This is a genomic window from Pilimelia anulata, assembly GCF_014647895.1.
Classification (GTDB): domain Bacteria; phylum Actinomycetota; class Actinomycetes; order Mycobacteriales; family Micromonosporaceae; genus Pilimelia; species Pilimelia anulata.
Map to the genome: position 1 here is coordinate 200,093 of NZ_BMQB01000008.1, position 16,711 is coordinate 216,803.

The window sequence follows — 16,711 nt, forward strand, 5'->3', positions numbered from 1 at the left end:
ATTCGGCGTTTCACGGTGATGTGCACGCAGTGACGTCGCCGGAGCCCGTGCTGTGGAATTGTCGTGGGAGCCGAACCGGTGAGTTCCCGCGCGCGCGCCGTTAGGCTGACGCATCCATGGGAATCAATAGGAGGTTCCACATGCGGTCCCCCACCCGGATCACCGCCACGGCCCTCGTGGGCCTGCTGATCGCCGCCCCCGCGCCCGCCCTCGGCGCGCCCGCCGCGCCGGCCGCCCCCGGCCCCGCCGAGCTGGCCGCCGGCGCCGCCCGGTTCGGCCCGGACGACCCCAGCAACGAGGAGCTGACCAAGCAGCTCGACGACATCGCCGCCGCCAGCGGCGGCCGGGTCACGATCGGGTCCATCGGGACGACCAACGAGAAGCGCCCGATCAAGCGGGCGACCGTCGGCACCGGCCCGGTCCGCGTCTGCTTCGTCACCCAGCAGCACGGCAACGAGCCGCTGGGCACCCCGGCCGCCGTCCGGGCACTCCGGGCCGTCGGCGTCGAGGACACCGAGTGGACCCGCTGGCTGCTCAGCAGGATCACGCTGGACATCGTCGTGCGGGCCAACCCGGACGGGCAGGCGCGCAAGTGGCGGTACAACTACGACCCGAAGGCCAAGCCGCAGTGGGGCGAGGCGGGCAAGGGGTACGACATCAACCGGTACCACCACCCGACCACCGCGCCCGAGAAGAACCCCGCGCCGGAGGCCGCGGCGATGCAGCGGCTGTGGCTGGAGACCAAGCCGCGGATCGTCGTCGATTACCACATGCAGGGCAAGTTCACCTCGCCGAACGGCAAGGTGATCACGTCCTCGATCCTCTGGCCGACCCATGCGAAGGTGACCGCCGAGGCCCGCAACCGCGGCAAGCAGCTCGCCGTGCTCACCCACGCGACGATGACCGCGGGCGGCGCGAACGTCACCAAGTACCCGGGCGAGGAGCTGGACGGCATCGCCCGCAACGCGTACGGGCTGCGCGGCAGCTCGTCGCTGCTGGTCGAGCTGTCGGACCTGCCCGGCAAGGAGGAGTCGCAGATCGAGTCGGCGCTGAATTCGATGATCGCCATCGTGAAGGGCGCCGCCGACGGCTCATTGGAGCAGATCGACCCGGCCAAGGCCGACGCGATCCCGCCGCGCGCGCTGGCGATGGGCGACCCGGGCGTGGCCCGGGTGCTGCCCGACCCGGAAGCCGCCTAGGCAACCGCCCGCCCGACCCCCGGCGCCGCCGGGCGCACCGCGCCACCGCAGTACCGCGCCCTCGGGCGGTACCGGCCGTTCCGGGCCGCCGGCCGGGAAGGGGCCGCCCCGGAACGGGCCGCCGACGACCTCGATCGTCGGCGGCCCGCCGCGGTCGGGCCGGGCCGCCGCCACGGGACCGGCCCGCCGTTCTCACCCCGCGCGCAGGCCGCGGCGCCAGCCCAGCAGCCGCCGCTCCAGCACCCGGACGCCCAGGTCGGACAGCAGCCCGAGCAGCGCGTACACGAACAGGCCGAGCACGACCACGTCGGTGCGGCTGAACTCGCGCGCCTCCATCATCAGGAAGCCGATCCCGCTCTGGGTGTTCGTCTGCTCCCCCACCACCAGGCTGAGCCAGGCGGCGCCGATCGCCAGCCGCACGCCGAGCAGCACCCCCGGCAGGGCGCCGGGCAGCACCACGTACCGCAGTCGGGCCCGCGGCCCGAGCCCGCAGGAGCGGGCCGCCTCGACCAGCCGCTCGTCGATGTCGCGGATGCCGGCGTACGTGTTGAAGTAGATCGGGAAGAACGAGCCCAGCGCGACCAGCGTGATCTTCAGCGGCTCGCCGATGCCGATCCAGATGATCAGCAGCGGGACCAGCGCCAGGTGCGGCAGCATCCGGGCCATCTGCACCGGCGGGTCGATCAGGTCGTCGCCGCGGCGCAGCAGCCCGGACACCGTGCCGAGGATCAGCGCCAGGCCGCCGCCGATCGCCAGGCCGGCGCCGGCCCGGGTCAGCGAGTCGACCAGGTTGGCGCCGAGCGTGCCGTCGGCGGCGAGCGCCCACCCGGTGCGCAGGACCGCGCTGGGGGCGGGCAGCTTCTCCGGCGACAGCAGGCCCGCCCGGGCCGCCGCCTCCCAGACCAGCGCGATGGCGAGCGGGCTGGCCAGCCGCTGCCAGCGCGGCAGCCGCCGGCGCGGCCGGGCGGCTGCCCGAGCCGCGGCCGGGGTCGTCGTCGGCGACCCCGCGGCCGGCGGCGCGACCGTCACCGGAACGCCTCGCCGAACTGCGGGTCGATCCGGGACCTGATGTCGATCGGCTCCGGGATCAGCTTCAGCGTGCTGAACCCGTCGGCGATGGCCTGCAACTCGTCGCCGATGGCCGGGGTGACCGGGGCGAGCGGCTGGGCGCTGCGCGACAGCGCCCGGCTGGCCACGTCCAGCGGGATGTTCAGCTCCGGCGCGAGCACCCTCGCCCGCTCCGCCGGGTTGGCGATGCCCCAGTCGGTGGTGCTGCGGTACGTGCGGAGGAACTCGCGCAGCAGCTCCGCCTTGCCCCGCGCCGCCCCCGGCGAGACGAGGATGTACTCGCGGTTGCCGGCCAGGCCGGTGGCGTCGGCGAGGATCTGCACGTCGGGCCGCTCGGCCAGGGCGAAGTACGGGTCCCAGATGATCCACGCGTCGACCTGGTCGTTGTCGAACGCGGGGCGCCCCTCGGCGGGCTTGAGATACTTCACGTTGACGTCGGCGAGCGTCAGCTTGTGCGCGGCCAGCAGCTTGACCAGCAGCCAGTGCACGTTCGAGCCCTTGTTCAGCGCGATCGTCCTGCCCTTGAGGTCGGCGAACGTCCGGAACCCGCGGGCCTTCTTCACCAGGACGGCCTCGCCCTTCGGCACCGGGGCGCTGGTCCCGACGACGACGAACGGGATCCGGCCGGCCGCGGCGAAGATCGGCGGGGCCTCGCCGGTCTGGCCGATGTCGATCGCGCCGGCCTTGAGCGCCTCGGTCAGCGCCGGCCCGCTCTCGAACAGCGACCACTGCGCCGCCGGCGCCGCCGCCCGCGCCTTGACCAGGCTCAGGCCGCCGAACCGCTGGTACCCGACCCGCAGCGCGCCGGGGTCGCCCGGGCCGCCGGCCGGCTCGTCGTCGGCGCAGCCGGCCAGGGTGCCCGTCGCGACGAGGGTGAGGACGGCCAGCGCGGCCGTGCCGGCGCGGCGCCACCGGCGCGCGCCGGAGCCGAGGTCGATGGTCATGAGGGGCTCCGCCCGGGTACGGCCGCCCGGGCGGGCGGCGGGTTCGCTTTCGGACCGGGACCGTATCGCCCGCGCCGGGCCGGCGTCACCGCAGCGAGAGCAGTATCACAGCACACCTATATGTCAGATCGGCTGACTAGGATATTCTCGCGGTCTCCCCCGGCCCGCCGGGCGCTCCCGTCCGGGTCGCCGCGCCGCCGGGCCGCCCCGACCGAGACGGAGCCCGCCGATGACCGACCGCGCCGCCGCCCCGGCCGCCCGGGTGATCGCCGACGACACCGAGGCGCTGGCCGCCGCCCGCGAGCTGGCCGCCGACTTCGCCGTGGACGCCGCCACCCGCGACGCCGAACGCCGGCTGCCCGGCCCCGAGCTGGACCGGCTGTCGGCCAGCGGGCTGCTCGGGATCACGGTCCCCCGCCGGTACGGCGGCGCCGACGTCGGCGCGACCACGGCCGCCGAGGTGTTCCGGCTGCTCGCCGCGGGCGACCCGAACATCGCGCAGATCCCGCAGAGCCACTTCGTCTACGTCAACGTGCTGCGCCAGCAGGGCACCGAGGACCAGCGGGCGTACCTGCTCGGCGAGGTGCTGGCCGGCAAGCGGTTCGGCAACGCCCAGTCCGAGGCCGGCACCGCGCACGTGCAGGAGTACCGCACCCGGCTGCACCCCGACGGTAACGGCGGGTACATCCTGCGCGGCACCAAGCACTACAGCACCGGGGCGCTGTTCGCCGACTGGGTGCCGGTGCTCGCCCTCGGGCCGGACGACGCGCTGCTGGTCGCGTACGTCCCGCGCGGCGCGCCCGGCCTGACCGTCGTCGACGACTGGGACGGGATGGGCCAGCGGACGACGGCCAGCGGCACGGTCCGGCTCAACGACGTGCCGGTGCCGGCGGCGCACGTGGTGCCGCACCACCGGACGTTCGCCGGGCCGCAGCTCCACGGCGCGTACGCCCAGCTCCTGCACGCCGCGATCGACGTCGGCATCGCCGGGGCCGCGCTGGACGAGGCCGTCCGGTTCGTCCGGACCAGCGCCCGCCCGTGGTTCGAGAGCGGCGTGCCCACGGCCGCCGCGGACCCGCTGTCGATCCAGCGGGTCGGCGAGCTGGCGATCAAGGTGCGGGCCGCGGAGGCCCTGCTGCACGCCGCCGGCCGGGCCGTGGACGCGGCCCGGGGCGAGCTGACCGGGGCGTCGGCCGCGGCGGCGTCGATCGCGGTGGCCAGCGCGAAGGCGTACGTCGACCCGGTCGCCGTCGAGCTGGGCAGCGCGGTGTTCGAGCTGGGCGGCACCCGGTCCAGCCCGGACCGGCTCAACCTGCACCGGCACTGGCGCAACGCCCGCACGCACACCCTGCACGACCCGGTGCGCTGGAAGATCCAGCACATCGGCCGGTACGTCCTGAACGGGACGCTCCCGCCGCGCCACGGCCTGCTCTGACCCGAACCCGAGGTACCCGCGATGACCCTGACCTTCCACTGGTTCCTGCCCACGTACGGCGACAGCCGGGACATCGTCGCCGGCGGCCACGGCACGCCCGCCGGCGCCGCCGGCGGCGCCCGCCCGGCCACGCTGGCGTACCTGGGGCAGATCGCCCGCAGCGCCGAGCAGCTCGGCTTCGTCGGCGCGCTGACCCCGACCGGCGCGTGGTGCGAGGACGCCTGGCTGACCACGGCGATGCTGGTGGAGTCGACCGAGCGGCTGCGCTTCCTGGTGGCGTTCCGGCCCGGCTTCGTCTCGCCGACGCTCGGCGCGCAGATGGCGGCGACGTTCCAGCGGCACTCCGGCGGGCGGCTGCTGCTCAACGTCGTGACCGGCGGGGAGAGCCACGAGCAGCGGGCGTACGGCGACTTCCTGGACAAGCCGGCCCGGTACCGGCGCACCGACGAGTTCCTGCACGTCGTCCGCGCACTGTGGGCGGGCGGGCCGGTCGACTTCGCCGGCGAACACCTGCGGGTCGAGGGGGCGCAGCTCGACCGGGTCCCGGACCCGGTGCCCGCGGTGTACTTCGGCGGCTCCTCCCCCGAGGCGATCGACGTCGCCGCCCGGCACGTCGACACGTACCTGACCTGGGGCGAGCCGCCGGCGGCGGTGGCCGCGAAGCTGGACCGGGTCCGGGCCGCGGCGGCCGCGCGCGGGCGCGAGCTGCGGTACGGCATCCGGCTGCACGTGATCAGCCGGGACACCGCCGACGAGGCGTGGGCCCGGGCCCGGCGGCTGCTGGCCGGGATCGACCCGGCGACGATCGCCGCGGTCCAGCGCGGGCTGGCCCGCAGCGAGTCCGAGGGGCAGCGGCGGATGCTGGACCTGCACGGCGGCAGCACCGACCGGCTGGAGGTGGCGCCGAACCTGTGGGCCGGCGTCGGCCTGGTCCGCGGCGGCGCGGGCACCGCGCTGGTCGGCAGCCACACCGAGGTCGCCGACCGGATCGCCGAGTACCACCGGCTCGGCATCACCGAGTTCGTGCTGTCCGGGCACCCGCACCTGGAGGAGGCGTACTGGTTCGGCGAGGGGGTGCTGCCGGTGCTGCGGGCGCGCGGCCTGTGGCGGCACCCGGCGGGCGAGCCGGCCGACGCGGGCGCGGCGGTGCCGTTCGCCGCGAGCGTCCCGGCCCCGCGCCCCGCGGCCGCCGCCCGGCCGTGAGCGCCGCCCCGGCCACGCGACCGTGAGGGCCGCTCGACCGTGAGCACGATCCCGGGGTTCCGGCACGGCCGGCCGGGGTCGCGGTCAGCGGGCGGGAGTGAGGCCGGCCAGCGCCGCCGGCGCCGCCGCTCCCGGCACCGGCCTGGTCGGCACCCGGGTGCCGACCAGGAACGAGCCGGCCAGCGCCGCGGCGAACAGCAGGAACGCCGCGAGGTACGCCCCGTCGTGCGGATACCCCGCCGGGGTCAGCGCGGCGGTGAGCAGGCTGCCGGCGACGGTCGAGCCGAGCGTGCCGCCGATCGTCCGCATGATCGTGTTGATGCCGGTGGCCAAGCCCGTCTGGTCCGCCGGCACCGCCTCGACCACCAGGACGGCGACCGCGGCGAACGCCAGCCCGACCCCGCCGCCCATGAGCAGCACCGCGGCGCAGACCGCCGGCAGGTGGTGGTGGCCGGCGGCCAGCAGCAGGTACGCGGCGCCGGACAGGGCCGTGCCGGCGAGCAGCGTGACCCGCGGCCCGCGCCGGTTGGTCGTGCTGCCGCCCCAGCGCATCACCAGCACGTTGCCGACGGCCGTGGGCAGCATGACCAGCCCGACGACGGTCGGCGTGGCGCCGAACCCGACCCCGGTCCCGGCCGGCTGCTGGACCAGCAGCGGGACCACCATCCACGCGCCGAACGAGCCGAGCCCGAGCAGGAGGGTGGCGGCGTTGGTGGCCCGTACGGTGGGCAGCCACAGCGTCCGCAGGTCCACCAGCGGGTGCCGCGCCCGGGCCTCGACGCGCAGCCAGACCGCGAACAGCGCGGCCGCGCCGGCGGCGAGGCCGGCGGCGGCCGGCGACCGCCAGTCGGCCCGGCCGACCGTGCTGATCGCCAGCAGCAGCAGGGTGAGCCAGGAGGCGAGCAGCAGGGCGCCCGCCCAGCCGACCCGGGCGCCGCCGCGGTCGACCGGCGAGCGCGGCACCAGCACCGCCGCGGTCGCCGCGGCCGCGGCGGTCACGCCCGCCGGGATCCAGAACAGCCAGTGGTACGACAGGTGGTCCAGGATCGGCCCGGCCGCGACCGTGCCGAGCGCCCCGCCGACGCTGAGCACCGCGGACAGGGCGCCGATGGCGCGCGGGCGGCGGTCCGGGGCGACGTGGTCCCGGACGATCGCGAAGGACAGCGGGAACACCGCGCCCCCGGCGCCCTGCACGACCCGCCCGGCGAGCATCAGCGCCAGGTTGTCGGCGAGTGCCGAGGTGATCGAGCCGGCGCACAGGCCACCGAGGGCGGCGACGAGCAGCCACTTGCGCCCGTACAGGTCGCCGAACCGGCCGATGATCGGGGTCAGCACGGAGGCGCTGAGCAGGTACGCGGTGAGGATCCACGCGGCGCCGGCGGGCGTGGTGTCCAGGGCGTGCCGGAACGTGCCGAGCGCGGGGACGACCAGGGATTGCAGTACCGAGAACGCGCCGGTGGCGACGGCGAGGACGACGAACACGGCCCGTTCGGCCCGGCGCTGCGGCACTGCGGTACTCCTCCGGCCGGGCGGGGGTGGACGCGCGGCCGGGCCGGGCGGTCACCGGGCGGCCACTGCCGGCACGTTAACCCGCGCACCGGGAAACCCTCACGGGAACGTGACCGAGAACACCCATAATTCCGACCGGTTAACTTGGTATTCCGACGGGCGGTGAACGGCGGCGGGGCGGGGTGCGGCTGCTGTCGCCCCCCGCCCCGCCGCCGTTGCCGCGGTCAGTCGGCCGTGCAGTGCAGTTGGCCGCCCTGGACCCGCAGCTTGCGGCCGGTGAACTCCTCCAGGATCGCGATGTTCGCCGGGTCGTAGTTCTTCGCGATGATCTTCGTGGCGTTCGGGCCGCCGAGCTTGCCGGCGGCCGGGTGCGCCGCCGCCCGCTCCTGCCAGTACGCCCCGCGCAGGAACTCGGTCAGCACCAGCTCGCGCAGCGCCGGCTCGTTCTTGATCTTCGCCCAGTAGTCGGCGTGGCTGCTCTTGGCGACGCGCAGGTAGAGCTGGAGGTACAGCATGTTCGTCGCGACGATGTCGCGGGAGTTGCTCGCGCCGACGCCCTTGATGTACTCGCCGACGACGGTCGCGGCCGGCAGGCCCATCAGGCCCGCGTTCAGCTCGGCCATGACGCCCTGCAGGAAGTACTCGCCCTGCGTCTTGTCCTTGAGGTACGTCTCGTCCATGCTCGACGTGAGGTTGTCCTTGATCAGCGGCAGGATCTCCTTGCGCGGGAATCCGCCGTGCAGCGGCACTTTCGCCGCCTGCTGCGTGTTGTTGATCCAGGCGCCCATGTGCTTGTTCCACGAGGTGCGGGACGGGTCCAGGTCCCACATGTGGGTTTCCTCGTGAATGGCGACCATCATCGATTCGGCGAGCGCCTCGAAGCTCTCCTTCTTGACGAACTGGTCGAAGTACTTGTCCTTCGCCTGCGCGGTCGCCAGGCCCTCGCCGCTCGGCCAGCGGCGCTTGTACATGGCCTGGATGGTGGGCAGCCAATTGCTCTGCTTGAAGGCGGACCGGACGTCGCTGATGTCGGCCTGCGCCGTGACGGGCTCGTCATAGCAGTACGGGGCGGTACCGCGGGCCGCGACGGGCGCCGGCGGGGCCGCGGCGGCGACGGCCGAGCCGGACCCGAGGGCCACGACCAGCCCGGCGGCGGTCAGGATGCGGACGGCGTTTGCAGTCACACGGACCTCGTTTCACCAGGGAATTCCCCGTGGGGCGGGAGACGGCGGGGTGGGTGACCCGCCGTGCGTCGCCACCCTAGGACCCGGGCCGGAATTCATCCATAGCCATCGATCAACACAGGTGATGGGCGCTCACCCGGCCGGCGGCGGGCGCCCGGATTTCCCGCCCGCTGTGCGGTGGTACGCGCGGATTGTCGCTCGACAGGCCGGCGGCGGCGGGCCGACGGGTGGGAACGTTCACTGTATTCGCGTTCACATGCCGGCCGACGTGCGGAATCGTCCGGTGGGCATGATCGTATCCCAGTAATCCCATGGGCTTAATAGGTGATGCGGGGCACATTCGCATGGACATCCGCGGCGCGCCGGCCGTAGTTTTCCGGCATGCCCCCCGACCCGCGGCTGACCCGCCGCCGCGTCATCGACCACCAGCGGGTGTGCAGTACCCGCTGTCGCCCCTGATCCGCTGCCCCATCGCACTCGACCCCGCGCTCCGCGCCGCCCGCCCGGCGGCGCGCCGACAACGGCTGCGCGGACACCGCCGCCGGCCCACTCCGGCCGGCGTTCGATGCCATTCCTCGCCACAGGGAGCGAATCCATGTCCGTCCTCTCCTCTCCCCTGCGCCGCGCGGTTGCCGCCGCGACCGGCGCCCTCATCGCCGCGGGCGGCCTCGCCGGCCCGGCGGCGGCCGCCCGGCCCGAGGTCGACACCGTCGCCGAGTGGTACGACGTGACCGCCGCGGCGGTCGCCGCCGGCACCGAGCCGCAGGTCACCGACAGCCGCACGTGGGCGATCGGCTGGCTCGCGGCGGCCCGCGCGCTGCGCCGCACGCCCACCTTCACCGAGCCCGGCCCGGCCCGGCAGTACCGGGACGCCGCGCTCGCCACCGCGGTGCACCACGCGCTGCGCGCGCTCGTCCCGGACCGGGCCGCCCCGCTGGACGCGGCGCTGGCCACCACCCTCGGCCGGATCCCCGCCGGCGCGCCCCGCGAGCGCGGCGTGGCCGCCGGCCGGACCGAGGCGGCCGAGCTGCTCGGGGCCCGGACCGGCGACGGCCTCGACCCGGCCGGCGTCAACGCCCCGTTCCCGACGCCGCAGCCGGCGCCGGGCGTGTGGCAGCCGACGCCGCCGACCTTCGACCCGGCGCAGCAGGCCGGGAACCGGGTGGCGAAGCCGTTCGTGCTGCCGGCCGCGGACCGGTTCCGGCCGGCCACCCCGCCGGCGGTGGGCTCGGCGCCGTACCACCGGGACCTCGCCGAGGTCAGGGCGTACGGGTCGGCCGCCAGCACCGCCCGGACGGCGGCGCAGACCGACACCGCGACGTTCTGGCTCGGCTCCTCGCTGACCCTGTACACCGGGGTGCTGCGGGCGGCCGTCGTGCAGTCGGCGGCTCCGACCGCGGACCGGGCGGCGCTGGTCGCGGTGTTCCACGCCGCGCTGGTCGACACCCAGATCGCCACCTCGGACGCCAAGTACGCGTACCTCACCTGGCGCCCGGTGACGGCGATCCGGGCCGGCGGCGAGGCGGCCTGGACCCCGCTGCACCGCACCCCGGCGCACCCGGACTACCCGAGCGGCCACAACACCTACTCGGGCGCGGCGGAGGCGGTCCTCACCGCCCTGGTCGGCGAGCACGCCCGGGCGCCGTTCAGCATCGGCAGCCCGACCCAGCCGGGGGCGGTGCGCACGTACCGCGCCTGGCGGACGCTGACCGACGAGAACGTGGACGCCCGGGTGTTCTCCGGCATCCACACCCGGACGGCGGACATCGTGGGCGCCGAGCTGGGCCGGCGCGTCGGCGCGTACGCGGTCCGCAACGCCGGCGCCCTCCTCGACTGAACCGCATCCCCTCGGGGCGGGGCACCCGTGCGGGGTGCCCCGCCCCACCCTCGTGTGCGCGTCCGGCCGGACGCCCGGGCCGCGGCGGCGCAGGCTCAGCCGGCGCCGCGGGGCACGGCCGGCGGCGGGCAGGTGACCGGTACCGGCTCCCGCCCGTCGGCCGGGTAGGCCGTGCCGCGCCGGGCGACCTCCACCGCCACGTCCGCCGCCGTGCCGGAGACCGCGGCCGCGGTCAGGTCGCGCAGGCAGACCAGCGACGTGCGCCGGCTGCGGCTCACCCGGTCGGCGTCGAACCGGACCGGGCTGTTCACCCCGTACGGCAGCGGCACCCGCTGCGTCCCGCCGCGCAGCACCGCCGCCATCCGCTCGCCGAGCGGCCCGGCCGGGGCGGCGCCGGCGCGCGGCGGCTCGGCCCGGCCGGCGGCCCAGTGCAGCAGCCGGACCGCCTCGTACGACGTCGCCGCCCACCCGCCGGCCAGGTCGGTCAGCTCGTCGGCGCGCTCCCCCGCGCGCTCGGCGGTCGGGCAGCGCTGGAGCGCCGCCCCGATGTCCCGGCGGAACTGGAGCCGGGGCGCGACGCCCGTCCCGGCGGGCCCGGCGGTCGCGCCGGCGAACCGGTCGTCGAGCAGCCGCCGGCAGGACAGCAGCACGCTCTTGGTCGCCATCACCACCGCCAGGCCGGGCGGGGCGCTGGCCGCCAGGTCCCGGTCGGCGATGAACCGCGAGGTCGAGTCGTCGGCGATGAGCAGCGGGATCCGGCCGTTGCAGGTGTCCACGAGGTCCCAGGTGAAGTCGCGGAAGTCGGTGTACCGGCCGCCGAAGAACAGCACCCGGTTCGCCCCGCCGCAGAAGGCGTTCGTCAGCGGGCCGTCGCGGTCGCGGCCGGGCGGCTCGCCCGGCCGGCTCCACCGCCAGACCCCGAACCGCTTGCCGAACCGGCGGGCCAGCTCCCGGCGCAGCGTGAGCACGTACGTGTCCGCGGCCTGCTCGGCCCCGGCGGCGTACACGTCGATCAGCGTCGCGCCGGGCGCCACCCGGTCGACGTACCGGCGGACGAGTTCGGCCTGCGCGCCGTTCGGCGCGATCATCTGGAAGAACCCCGGCAGCGCCCGGACCAGGTCCTCGGCCGTCATGGTCGGGCTGATCATCACGAACCGGGCCGGGTCGAGCCGGGTCAGCGCCTGCTTGACCGCTTCCCGGCTGTCCAGGGTGACCACGCCGCCGCGGACCGTCGGGTCGGCGGCCAGCAGCTCGCCCAGCCGGTCCACCGCCAGGCCGGCGTGGCCGCTGGCGGCACCGGCGTTCGCCACCGCCAGCCGCAGCAGCGGCCCGCCGGACGGGCCGTCGTTGTTCACGGCGAGCTGGACCGCGTACGCGCCGGCCAGGTCCTCCGACTCCGCCACCTGCGAGGTGCGCGCGTCGCCGCTGGGCCGGGTCAGCGCGGTGAGCAGGACCAGCGTCAGCGGCCGCCGGGCCGGCTGCTCGCGGCGCAGCCGCTCGACCCGCCGGTTCTCGGCGTAGATCAGCTTCTCGTACCGCGCCGACCGGCTCGCCGGCCCGCCGAACGGCGCCCCGCACAGCCGGTACCCGATCTCCTGCCCCTGCTCGGTCACCACGTTCTCGCCGAACACGCCGGGCCGGCAGGCCCACACCAGCGACCGGTACGCGACCACGCCGGCGCCCGCCAGCAGGCTCGCGCCGAGCGCCGCCGCCAGCAGCCGGCTGCGCGCCCGCTCGGTCCGCCGGGCCGGGCGGGCGGCCGGTCCCGCGGTCGCCGCCGCCAGTGCCGCCAGCGCGGCGGCGTCCAGCACGAGCGCCCACGGGCGGGTCCGGTCGGCGCCGCCGGCCCACGGCCGCCGGTACGCCGTCCACTGGGCCAGCGGCCGGTACCGGGCGCGCGGGTCCGGCCGGTCGGTGACGACCACCAGCGCCCGCGCGTCGGCGGTCGCGGCGTGGCCGGCGAGCAGCGTGGCCGCCGCGGGCGCGCCGGCGCGGTCGGCGAGGACCAGCACCGGGTACGCCGTCCGCCAGTCCCCGCTCCACCACCGCCGCCGGTGGGCCGCGCGCAGGTCGGCCAGGAACGCGGCGACCAGCACCCGGTCCCGGCGCAGCCGGGCCGCGCCGGGGTCGCGCGCGGAGGCCACCGCGTCGGCGGTCCACGTCGTCGCCTCGGCGAGCACCCCGGCGCCGCGCTCGACGCCGACGCCGCGCCGGCCGAGCCGGCGCAGCCGCCAGCGCGGCCCGGCCACCGTCCATAGCCGGCGCGCGGCCAGCGCGAGCACGACGCAGAGCAGGGCCACGCCGAGCGCGTACAGCGCGGCGGACAGCCGGGTGCCGCCGGCCTGGCCGGCGGAGAGCGCGGCGACCGTACCGGCGGCGGTGAGCATCGACACCATCGGCTCGGTGGCCCGCGGCGCGCCGGTGTTCGGCGGGCCGATCGCGGCGCGGATCGCGGCGGCCCGCCGGTCCACCCCGCTGGTGGTGAGGTGCAGGTCGGCGATGGCGGCGACGTCGCGGTACCGGGGGAACGGCAGCGGCCGCCAGCCCGAGCCCGGCCGCTCCAACTGGGCCACGGCGGCGTCGAGCAGGCCGCGGACGTCCGGGTGGGCGGCGGCGTCGACGACGGCGTGCGGGATGCGCGGGGCGGCGGCGTCGAGCAGCGCCCCCACCGCACCGACCAGATCGGCCGGGTCCGCGGACGGCCCGGTGGGCGGGGCGGCGCCGGGCGCCGAGGCCGTGGCTGTGGCCCGCGCTGGCGACGACGAGCGTCCGGTGGTGGCGAGGGCGATGATCGGGCGCGGGAGGTACCGGAGGCGGTCGACGGCGGTGACGGCGGCGAGCAGCGCGGCGAGCGGGTGCTCCGGCTCCGCCGCCGGCTCGCCGCCGGGCGCGGGCCGGCGACCGGAACCGGCCCCGCCGCCGGGTGCGGACGCGCCGCCGGGGCGGGGTGCCGGAGGGCCGGCGGGACGGCCGGGCGCGGGCGTCGGCGCGTCGGCGCCGCCCGGCCCGGGTGGTGCGGACTCGGTCATCGCTTCCTCCCCCGTGGGTCAACGCGGCCGCCGGACCACTGTCACGGATGGACAGTGTGCAACCGCGTTCGGTGATCTGTCGGATATCCGACAGGGCCGCGGCGGCCCCTTTCCTGCGCGCCGCCACCCGCCGGCAGCCGCGGCGCACCCCGGCCGGCGGGCCGGGTCGGGTGGCCGTTGTGCGACGCCCTGGCGAACCGCCCGTGACCGGCGGGGATCGGCCGTCGCCGTTTCCCGACCGGCCGGCGAATTCGGGATGGCGCGTTCGCCGGGCGGGTTTCCAGCGGTCGACGCGGCGCCGCCGTCGTGGGAATCTCTCGGGACACCCCCGAGCACCCGAGGAGCTCGCATGCGGGACGAAGCGGACCCCATCGCACGGGTCACCGAGGCCATCGTGAAAGCCGGCAAGGCCGGTACCCCGGAGATGCGACTGGTGAAGGCGAGCGTCGCGCAGGCGCTGGGCCTGATCGCCGTCGCCACCGAACTGCGCCACCTCCGCGCCGAACTCGCCGCCCTGGCCGGCACCGCGCCCGCCGCCCCGTTGCCCACCGCGCCGTTGCCGGGCGACCCGCCGCCCGCCGCCGGGTCGGCGCCGGTCGATCCGGGGACCCGCGCGTCCGCGCCCCGTCCGCGGCAGCGGCCCGCGGTAGGGTGATCACGGCCGGGCCGCGGCGCCCGGCGCACGCACGACGGGACGGGGGCGGTGGCGGTGGACGTACTGCGCCTCCTCGTCACCTGCCCTGATCGGCCCGGCATCATCAGCGCCGTCTCCGGCTTCCTGCACGGGCGCGGCGCGAACATCACGACGTCCGACCAGTACTCCTCCGACCCGCAGCGCGGGACCTTCCACCTGCGGATGGAGTTCCACCTGCCGGCGCCGGGGCGGGCCGGGCTGGCGGCGGCGTTCGCCGAGGGGGTCGCCGCGCCGTACGCGATGCGGTGGCGGATCGCCGACGCCGCCGTGCCCAAGCGGATCGCGGTGCTGGCCTCGCGCGCCGACCACTGCCTCGTCGACCTGCTCTGGCGGTGGCGCCGCCGCGAGCTGGGCGGCGACATCACGCTGGTCGCCGCCAACCACCCCGACCTCGCGCCGACGGTGGCGGAGTTCGGGCTGCCGTTCCACCACGTGCCGGTACCGGTCGACGGCAGGGCCGCCGCCGAGGCGCGGCTGCTGGAGCTGCTCGCCGGGACCTGCGACCTGATCGTGCTGGCCCGGTACATGCAGATCCTCAGCGCCGACTTCCTCGCCCGGGTCGGCGTGCCGATCATCAACATCCACCACTCGTTCCTGCCGGCCTTCCCGGGCGCGGCCCCGTACGAGCGGGCCCGGCAGCGCGGCGTCAAGCTGATCGGCGCGACCGCGCACTACGTCACCGAGGACCTGGACGAGGGCCCGATCATCGAGCAGGACGTGATCCGCGCGTCGCACCGCGACGACACCGCCGCGCTGGCCCGCCTGGGCGCGGACGTGGAGCGGACCGTGCTCGCCCGGGCCGTCCGCTGGCACTGCGCCGACCGGCTGCTCCGGCACGACAACCTGGTGCTCGTCTTCTGACCTTCCCGTCGGGAAGGATGCGGTCTCCCGTCGGGAGGGATGCCGCCGGCCCCGCCCGGGGATGCCGCCGGCCCGGGTCGAATTCGCTTGACCAACAGCTATCGAAGTTGCTCGATGCGGTCTAGCGTGGGCAGGGAACGGTCCGCCGCGGTCGCCGCGCCCCGGCCGGGCGGGCGACGACCACCCACCCCATTCCCCACCCCGGGCACAAGGAGCCATCCGTGAAGATCGCACCGAGAATCGCGCTGGCCGCACTGGCGGCAGCCGCGCTCGCCGCCGGCGCCGTCGCCGTACCGGCCGCGGCCGACCCCGGCAGCAACCGCATCGTCGGCGGCAAGGTCACCACCGAGAAGTGGCCGTTCACCGGCAGCCTCGGCGGCTGCGGCTCGGCCCTGATCCACGAGAAGTGGATCGTGACCGCCGCGCACTGCACCAGTGGCGGCGGCGGCAACGTCCGCCTCGACTCGAACAACAAGAACTCCGGCGGCGAGGTCGTCCGGGTCACCCGGTACACCAACCACCCGCAGTACCGGACGATCCACGACATCGCGGTCGGCGAGCTGGCCTCGCCCGCCAAGACCCCGCCGATCCCGATCGCCGCGGCGCACCCGACCGTGGGTACCAAGAGCAAGCTGCTCGGCTGGGGCGCCACCACGGCCTCCGGCGGCTCGCCGTCGTCCGTGCTCAAGGAGCTGGACACGTCGATGGTCGACGCCGGGCGCTGCCGCGGCATCAGCCAGTTCGACCCCAGCGGCGACATCTGCACCGACAACCCGGGCGGCAACCAGGGTGCCTGCTTCGGCGACTCGGGCGGCCCGCAGATCAGCCAGGTGGACGGCAAGTGGGTGCTGATCGGCGTGACCAGCCGCGGCGAGCAGACCTGCGCCCGCAACCCCTCCATCTACACCAGCGTCCCGGCGCACCTGTCCTGGATCAAGCAGGCCACCGGCGGCGCGGTCGGCGGCTGACGCCCACCCGACGCACGACGGCGCGGCCCCCGGATCGGGGACCGCGCCGTCGGCGTTCACGGGGGCGGGGCTAGTTGTTCTGCGCCTCCCAGACGAAGTCCGTCGTGATGCCGTCGCTCTGCGCCGTGTTCGGCGCGCTGGAGTCCAGGGTGTAGGTGAAGCGGAACACCCGGGTGTTGCCGTTGGTCGCGCTGGTCCAGCCGGTCGTGTACCCGTTGGCGAAGTTGGTCTTGCCGGACACCGTGGCCATCGTGTCGCCCGGCGCCGCCGCCGTGACGCTGGTCAGGCCCACCGGGGCGCCGCAGGTGCCGGTACCGACCTGGATGTGCATCCGCAGCCACGACGGCGCGGTCGCGCCGTCCGCGGCGCCGTCGGTCGCGTTGTAGTTCGCCGTGTACAGCTTCACCGTCGAGGTGGCGTTACCGCTGTACGTGACCACGAGGCAGTTGTTCGCGGTCTGGCCGGGGACCATGCCGGTCACCGTGAACAGCGCCGCGCCGGAGTCGTTGTCGGTGATGACGACCGAGCCCATGGTGAAGGCGTTGCTGGGGTTCGAGGTGGTGGCGCTGAACGTACCCGCCGTCTGCTGGTACACGACCGCCGCCGTGACGCCCAGACCCAGCAGGGTCAGCAGGCCGCGCCGCCGGGCCCAGCGTACGCGTGCCGGGGGCTGCGCCCCGTCCCTCTCGTGCTGCTCCATGATGCCGGCCTCCCACCCGTCGAACCGTGACAGCCCGTCCGATCGGCCGGCGCCGCCGGAATCGGACACGCACACGGTTG

General features: G+C 76.0%; 13 protein-coding genes. 7 read left to right on the forward strand and 6 right to left on the reverse strand.

All coding sequences use genetic code 11. The annotated features are described in order from the left end of the window. Window positions 1–140 precede the first annotated feature (140 nt). Entirely contained in the window at window positions 141–1,199 is a 1,059-nt protein-coding gene (locus IEY94_RS18080) for a M14 family zinc carboxypeptidase (RefSeq protein WP_189171384.1), read from the forward strand. A 192-nt stretch (window positions 1,200–1,391) separates the two neighbouring features. Here the strand turns inward: IEY94_RS18080 and IEY94_RS18085 are convergent, their stop codons facing one another. Both IEY94_RS18085 and IEY94_RS18090 read right to left on the reverse strand, forming a co-directional pair. Further along, window positions 1,392–2,228 carry an ABC transporter permease gene (locus tag IEY94_RS18085; RefSeq protein WP_189171385.1) on the reverse strand — a complete coding sequence of 279 codons (837 nt, stop codon included), beginning with the start codon at window positions 2,226–2,228 and terminating at the stop codon, window positions 1,392–1,394. Further along, window positions 2,225–3,211 carry an aliphatic sulfonate ABC transporter substrate-binding protein gene (locus IEY94_RS18090; protein WP_189171386.1) on the reverse strand — a complete coding sequence of 329 codons (987 nt, stop codon included), beginning with the start codon at window positions 3,209–3,211 and terminating at the stop codon, window positions 2,225–2,227. The genes IEY94_RS18085 and IEY94_RS18090 overlap by 4 nt, the downstream gene beginning before the upstream one ends. 229 nt (window positions 3,212–3,440) lie before the next feature. Between IEY94_RS18090 and IEY94_RS18095 the strand changes: the two genes are divergently transcribed. Further along, complete coding sequence (locus tag IEY94_RS18095; protein WP_189171387.1) at window positions 3,441–4,646, forward strand: SfnB family sulfur acquisition oxidoreductase; 1,206 nt, start codon at window positions 3,441–3,443, stop codon at window positions 4,644–4,646. A 21-nt stretch (window positions 4,647–4,667) separates the two neighbouring features. Next, window positions 4,668–5,849: an LLM class flavin-dependent oxidoreductase gene (locus IEY94_RS18100; RefSeq protein WP_189171388.1), complete on the forward strand. Its 1,182-nt coding sequence runs from the start codon at window positions 4,668–4,670 to the stop codon at window positions 5,847–5,849. Window positions 5,850–5,933: 84 nt separating this feature from the next. Here the strand turns inward: IEY94_RS18100 and IEY94_RS18105 are convergent, their stop codons facing one another. Both IEY94_RS18105 and IEY94_RS18110 read right to left on the reverse strand, forming a co-directional pair. Beyond that, window positions 5,934–7,358: an MFS transporter gene (locus IEY94_RS18105; RefSeq protein WP_189171389.1), complete on the reverse strand. Its 1,425-nt coding sequence runs from the start codon at window positions 7,356–7,358 to the stop codon at window positions 5,934–5,936. A 224-nt stretch (window positions 7,359–7,582) separates the two neighbouring features. Next, a complete protein-coding gene (locus tag IEY94_RS18110) occupies window positions 7,583–8,542 on the reverse strand; it encodes a hypothetical protein (protein ID WP_229784228.1) in 960 nt (319 codons plus the stop codon). Window positions 8,543–9,137: 595 nt separating this feature from the next. Here IEY94_RS18110 and IEY94_RS18115 point away from each other — a divergent pair. Beyond that, window positions 9,138–10,379, forward strand: a complete 1,242-nt coding sequence (locus IEY94_RS18115) for a vanadium-dependent haloperoxidase (RefSeq protein WP_189171390.1) — start codon at window positions 9,138–9,140, stop codon at window positions 10,377–10,379. 95 nt (window positions 10,380–10,474) lie between these two features. Here IEY94_RS18115 and IEY94_RS18120 read toward each other — a convergent pair whose 3' ends face one another. Beyond that, window positions 10,475–13,408, reverse strand: coding sequence for a hypothetical protein (locus IEY94_RS18120; RefSeq protein WP_189171391.1), 2,934 nt, complete (start codon window positions 13,406–13,408; stop codon window positions 10,475–10,477). 349 nt (window positions 13,409–13,757) lie between these two features. On the opposite strand from IEY94_RS18120, the gene IEY94_RS18125 reads away from it, so the two are divergent. The 3 genes from IEY94_RS18125 (at window position 13,758) to IEY94_RS18135 (ending at window position 15,931) form a co-directional block, all read left to right on the forward strand. Then, complete coding sequence (locus IEY94_RS18125) at window positions 13,758–14,063, forward strand: hypothetical protein (RefSeq protein WP_189171392.1); 306 nt, start codon at window positions 13,758–13,760, stop codon at window positions 14,061–14,063. Window positions 14,064–14,117: 54 nt separating this feature from the next. Beyond that, on the forward strand, window positions 14,118–14,963 hold the full coding sequence (gene purU, locus IEY94_RS18130; RefSeq protein WP_229784229.1) for a formyltetrahydrofolate deformylase: 846 nt from the start codon (window positions 14,118–14,120) through the stop codon (window positions 14,961–14,963). A 221-nt stretch (window positions 14,964–15,184) separates the two neighbouring features. Then, window positions 15,185–15,931 carry a S1 family peptidase gene (locus IEY94_RS18135; protein ID WP_229784230.1) on the forward strand — a complete coding sequence of 249 codons (747 nt, stop codon included), beginning with the start codon at window positions 15,185–15,187 and terminating at the stop codon, window positions 15,929–15,931. A 70-nt stretch (window positions 15,932–16,001) separates the two neighbouring features. Here the strand turns inward: IEY94_RS18135 and IEY94_RS18140 are convergent, their stop codons facing one another. Continuing rightward, window positions 16,002–16,631 (reverse strand): hypothetical protein, encoded by a 630-nt coding sequence (locus tag IEY94_RS18140; protein WP_189171394.1) that lies wholly within the window; start codon window positions 16,629–16,631, stop codon window positions 16,002–16,004. Window positions 16,632–16,711 lie beyond the last annotated feature (80 nt).

Bases quoted from the DNA above. Each gene is read 5' to 3' on its own strand.
- IEY94_RS18125 (WP_189171392.1), top strand. From the start codon at position 13,758: ATGCGGGACGAAGCGGACCCCATCGCACGGGTCACCGAGGCCATCGTG.
- IEY94_RS18095 (WP_189171387.1), top strand. From the start codon at position 3,441: ATGACCGACCGCGCCGCCGCCCCGGCCGCCCGGGTGATCGCCGACGAC.
- IEY94_RS18140 (WP_189171394.1), bottom strand. From the start codon at position 16,631: ATGGAGCAGCACGAGAGGGACGGGGCGCAGCCCCCGGCACGCGTACGC.
- IEY94_RS18090 (WP_189171386.1), bottom strand. From the start codon at position 3,211: ATGACCATCGACCTCGGCTCCGGCGCGCGCCGGTGGCGCCGCGCCGGC.
- IEY94_RS18120 (WP_189171391.1), bottom strand. From the start codon at position 13,408: ATGACCGAGTCCGCACCACCCGGGCCGGGCGGCGCCGACGCGCCGACG.
- IEY94_RS18115 (WP_189171390.1), top strand. From the start codon at position 9,138: ATGTCCGTCCTCTCCTCTCCCCTGCGCCGCGCGGTTGCCGCCGCGACC.
- IEY94_RS18080 (WP_189171384.1), top strand. From the start codon at position 141: ATGCGGTCCCCCACCCGGATCACCGCCACGGCCCTCGTGGGCCTGCTG.
- IEY94_RS18100 (WP_189171388.1), top strand. From the start codon at position 4,668: ATGACCCTGACCTTCCACTGGTTCCTGCCCACGTACGGCGACAGCCGG.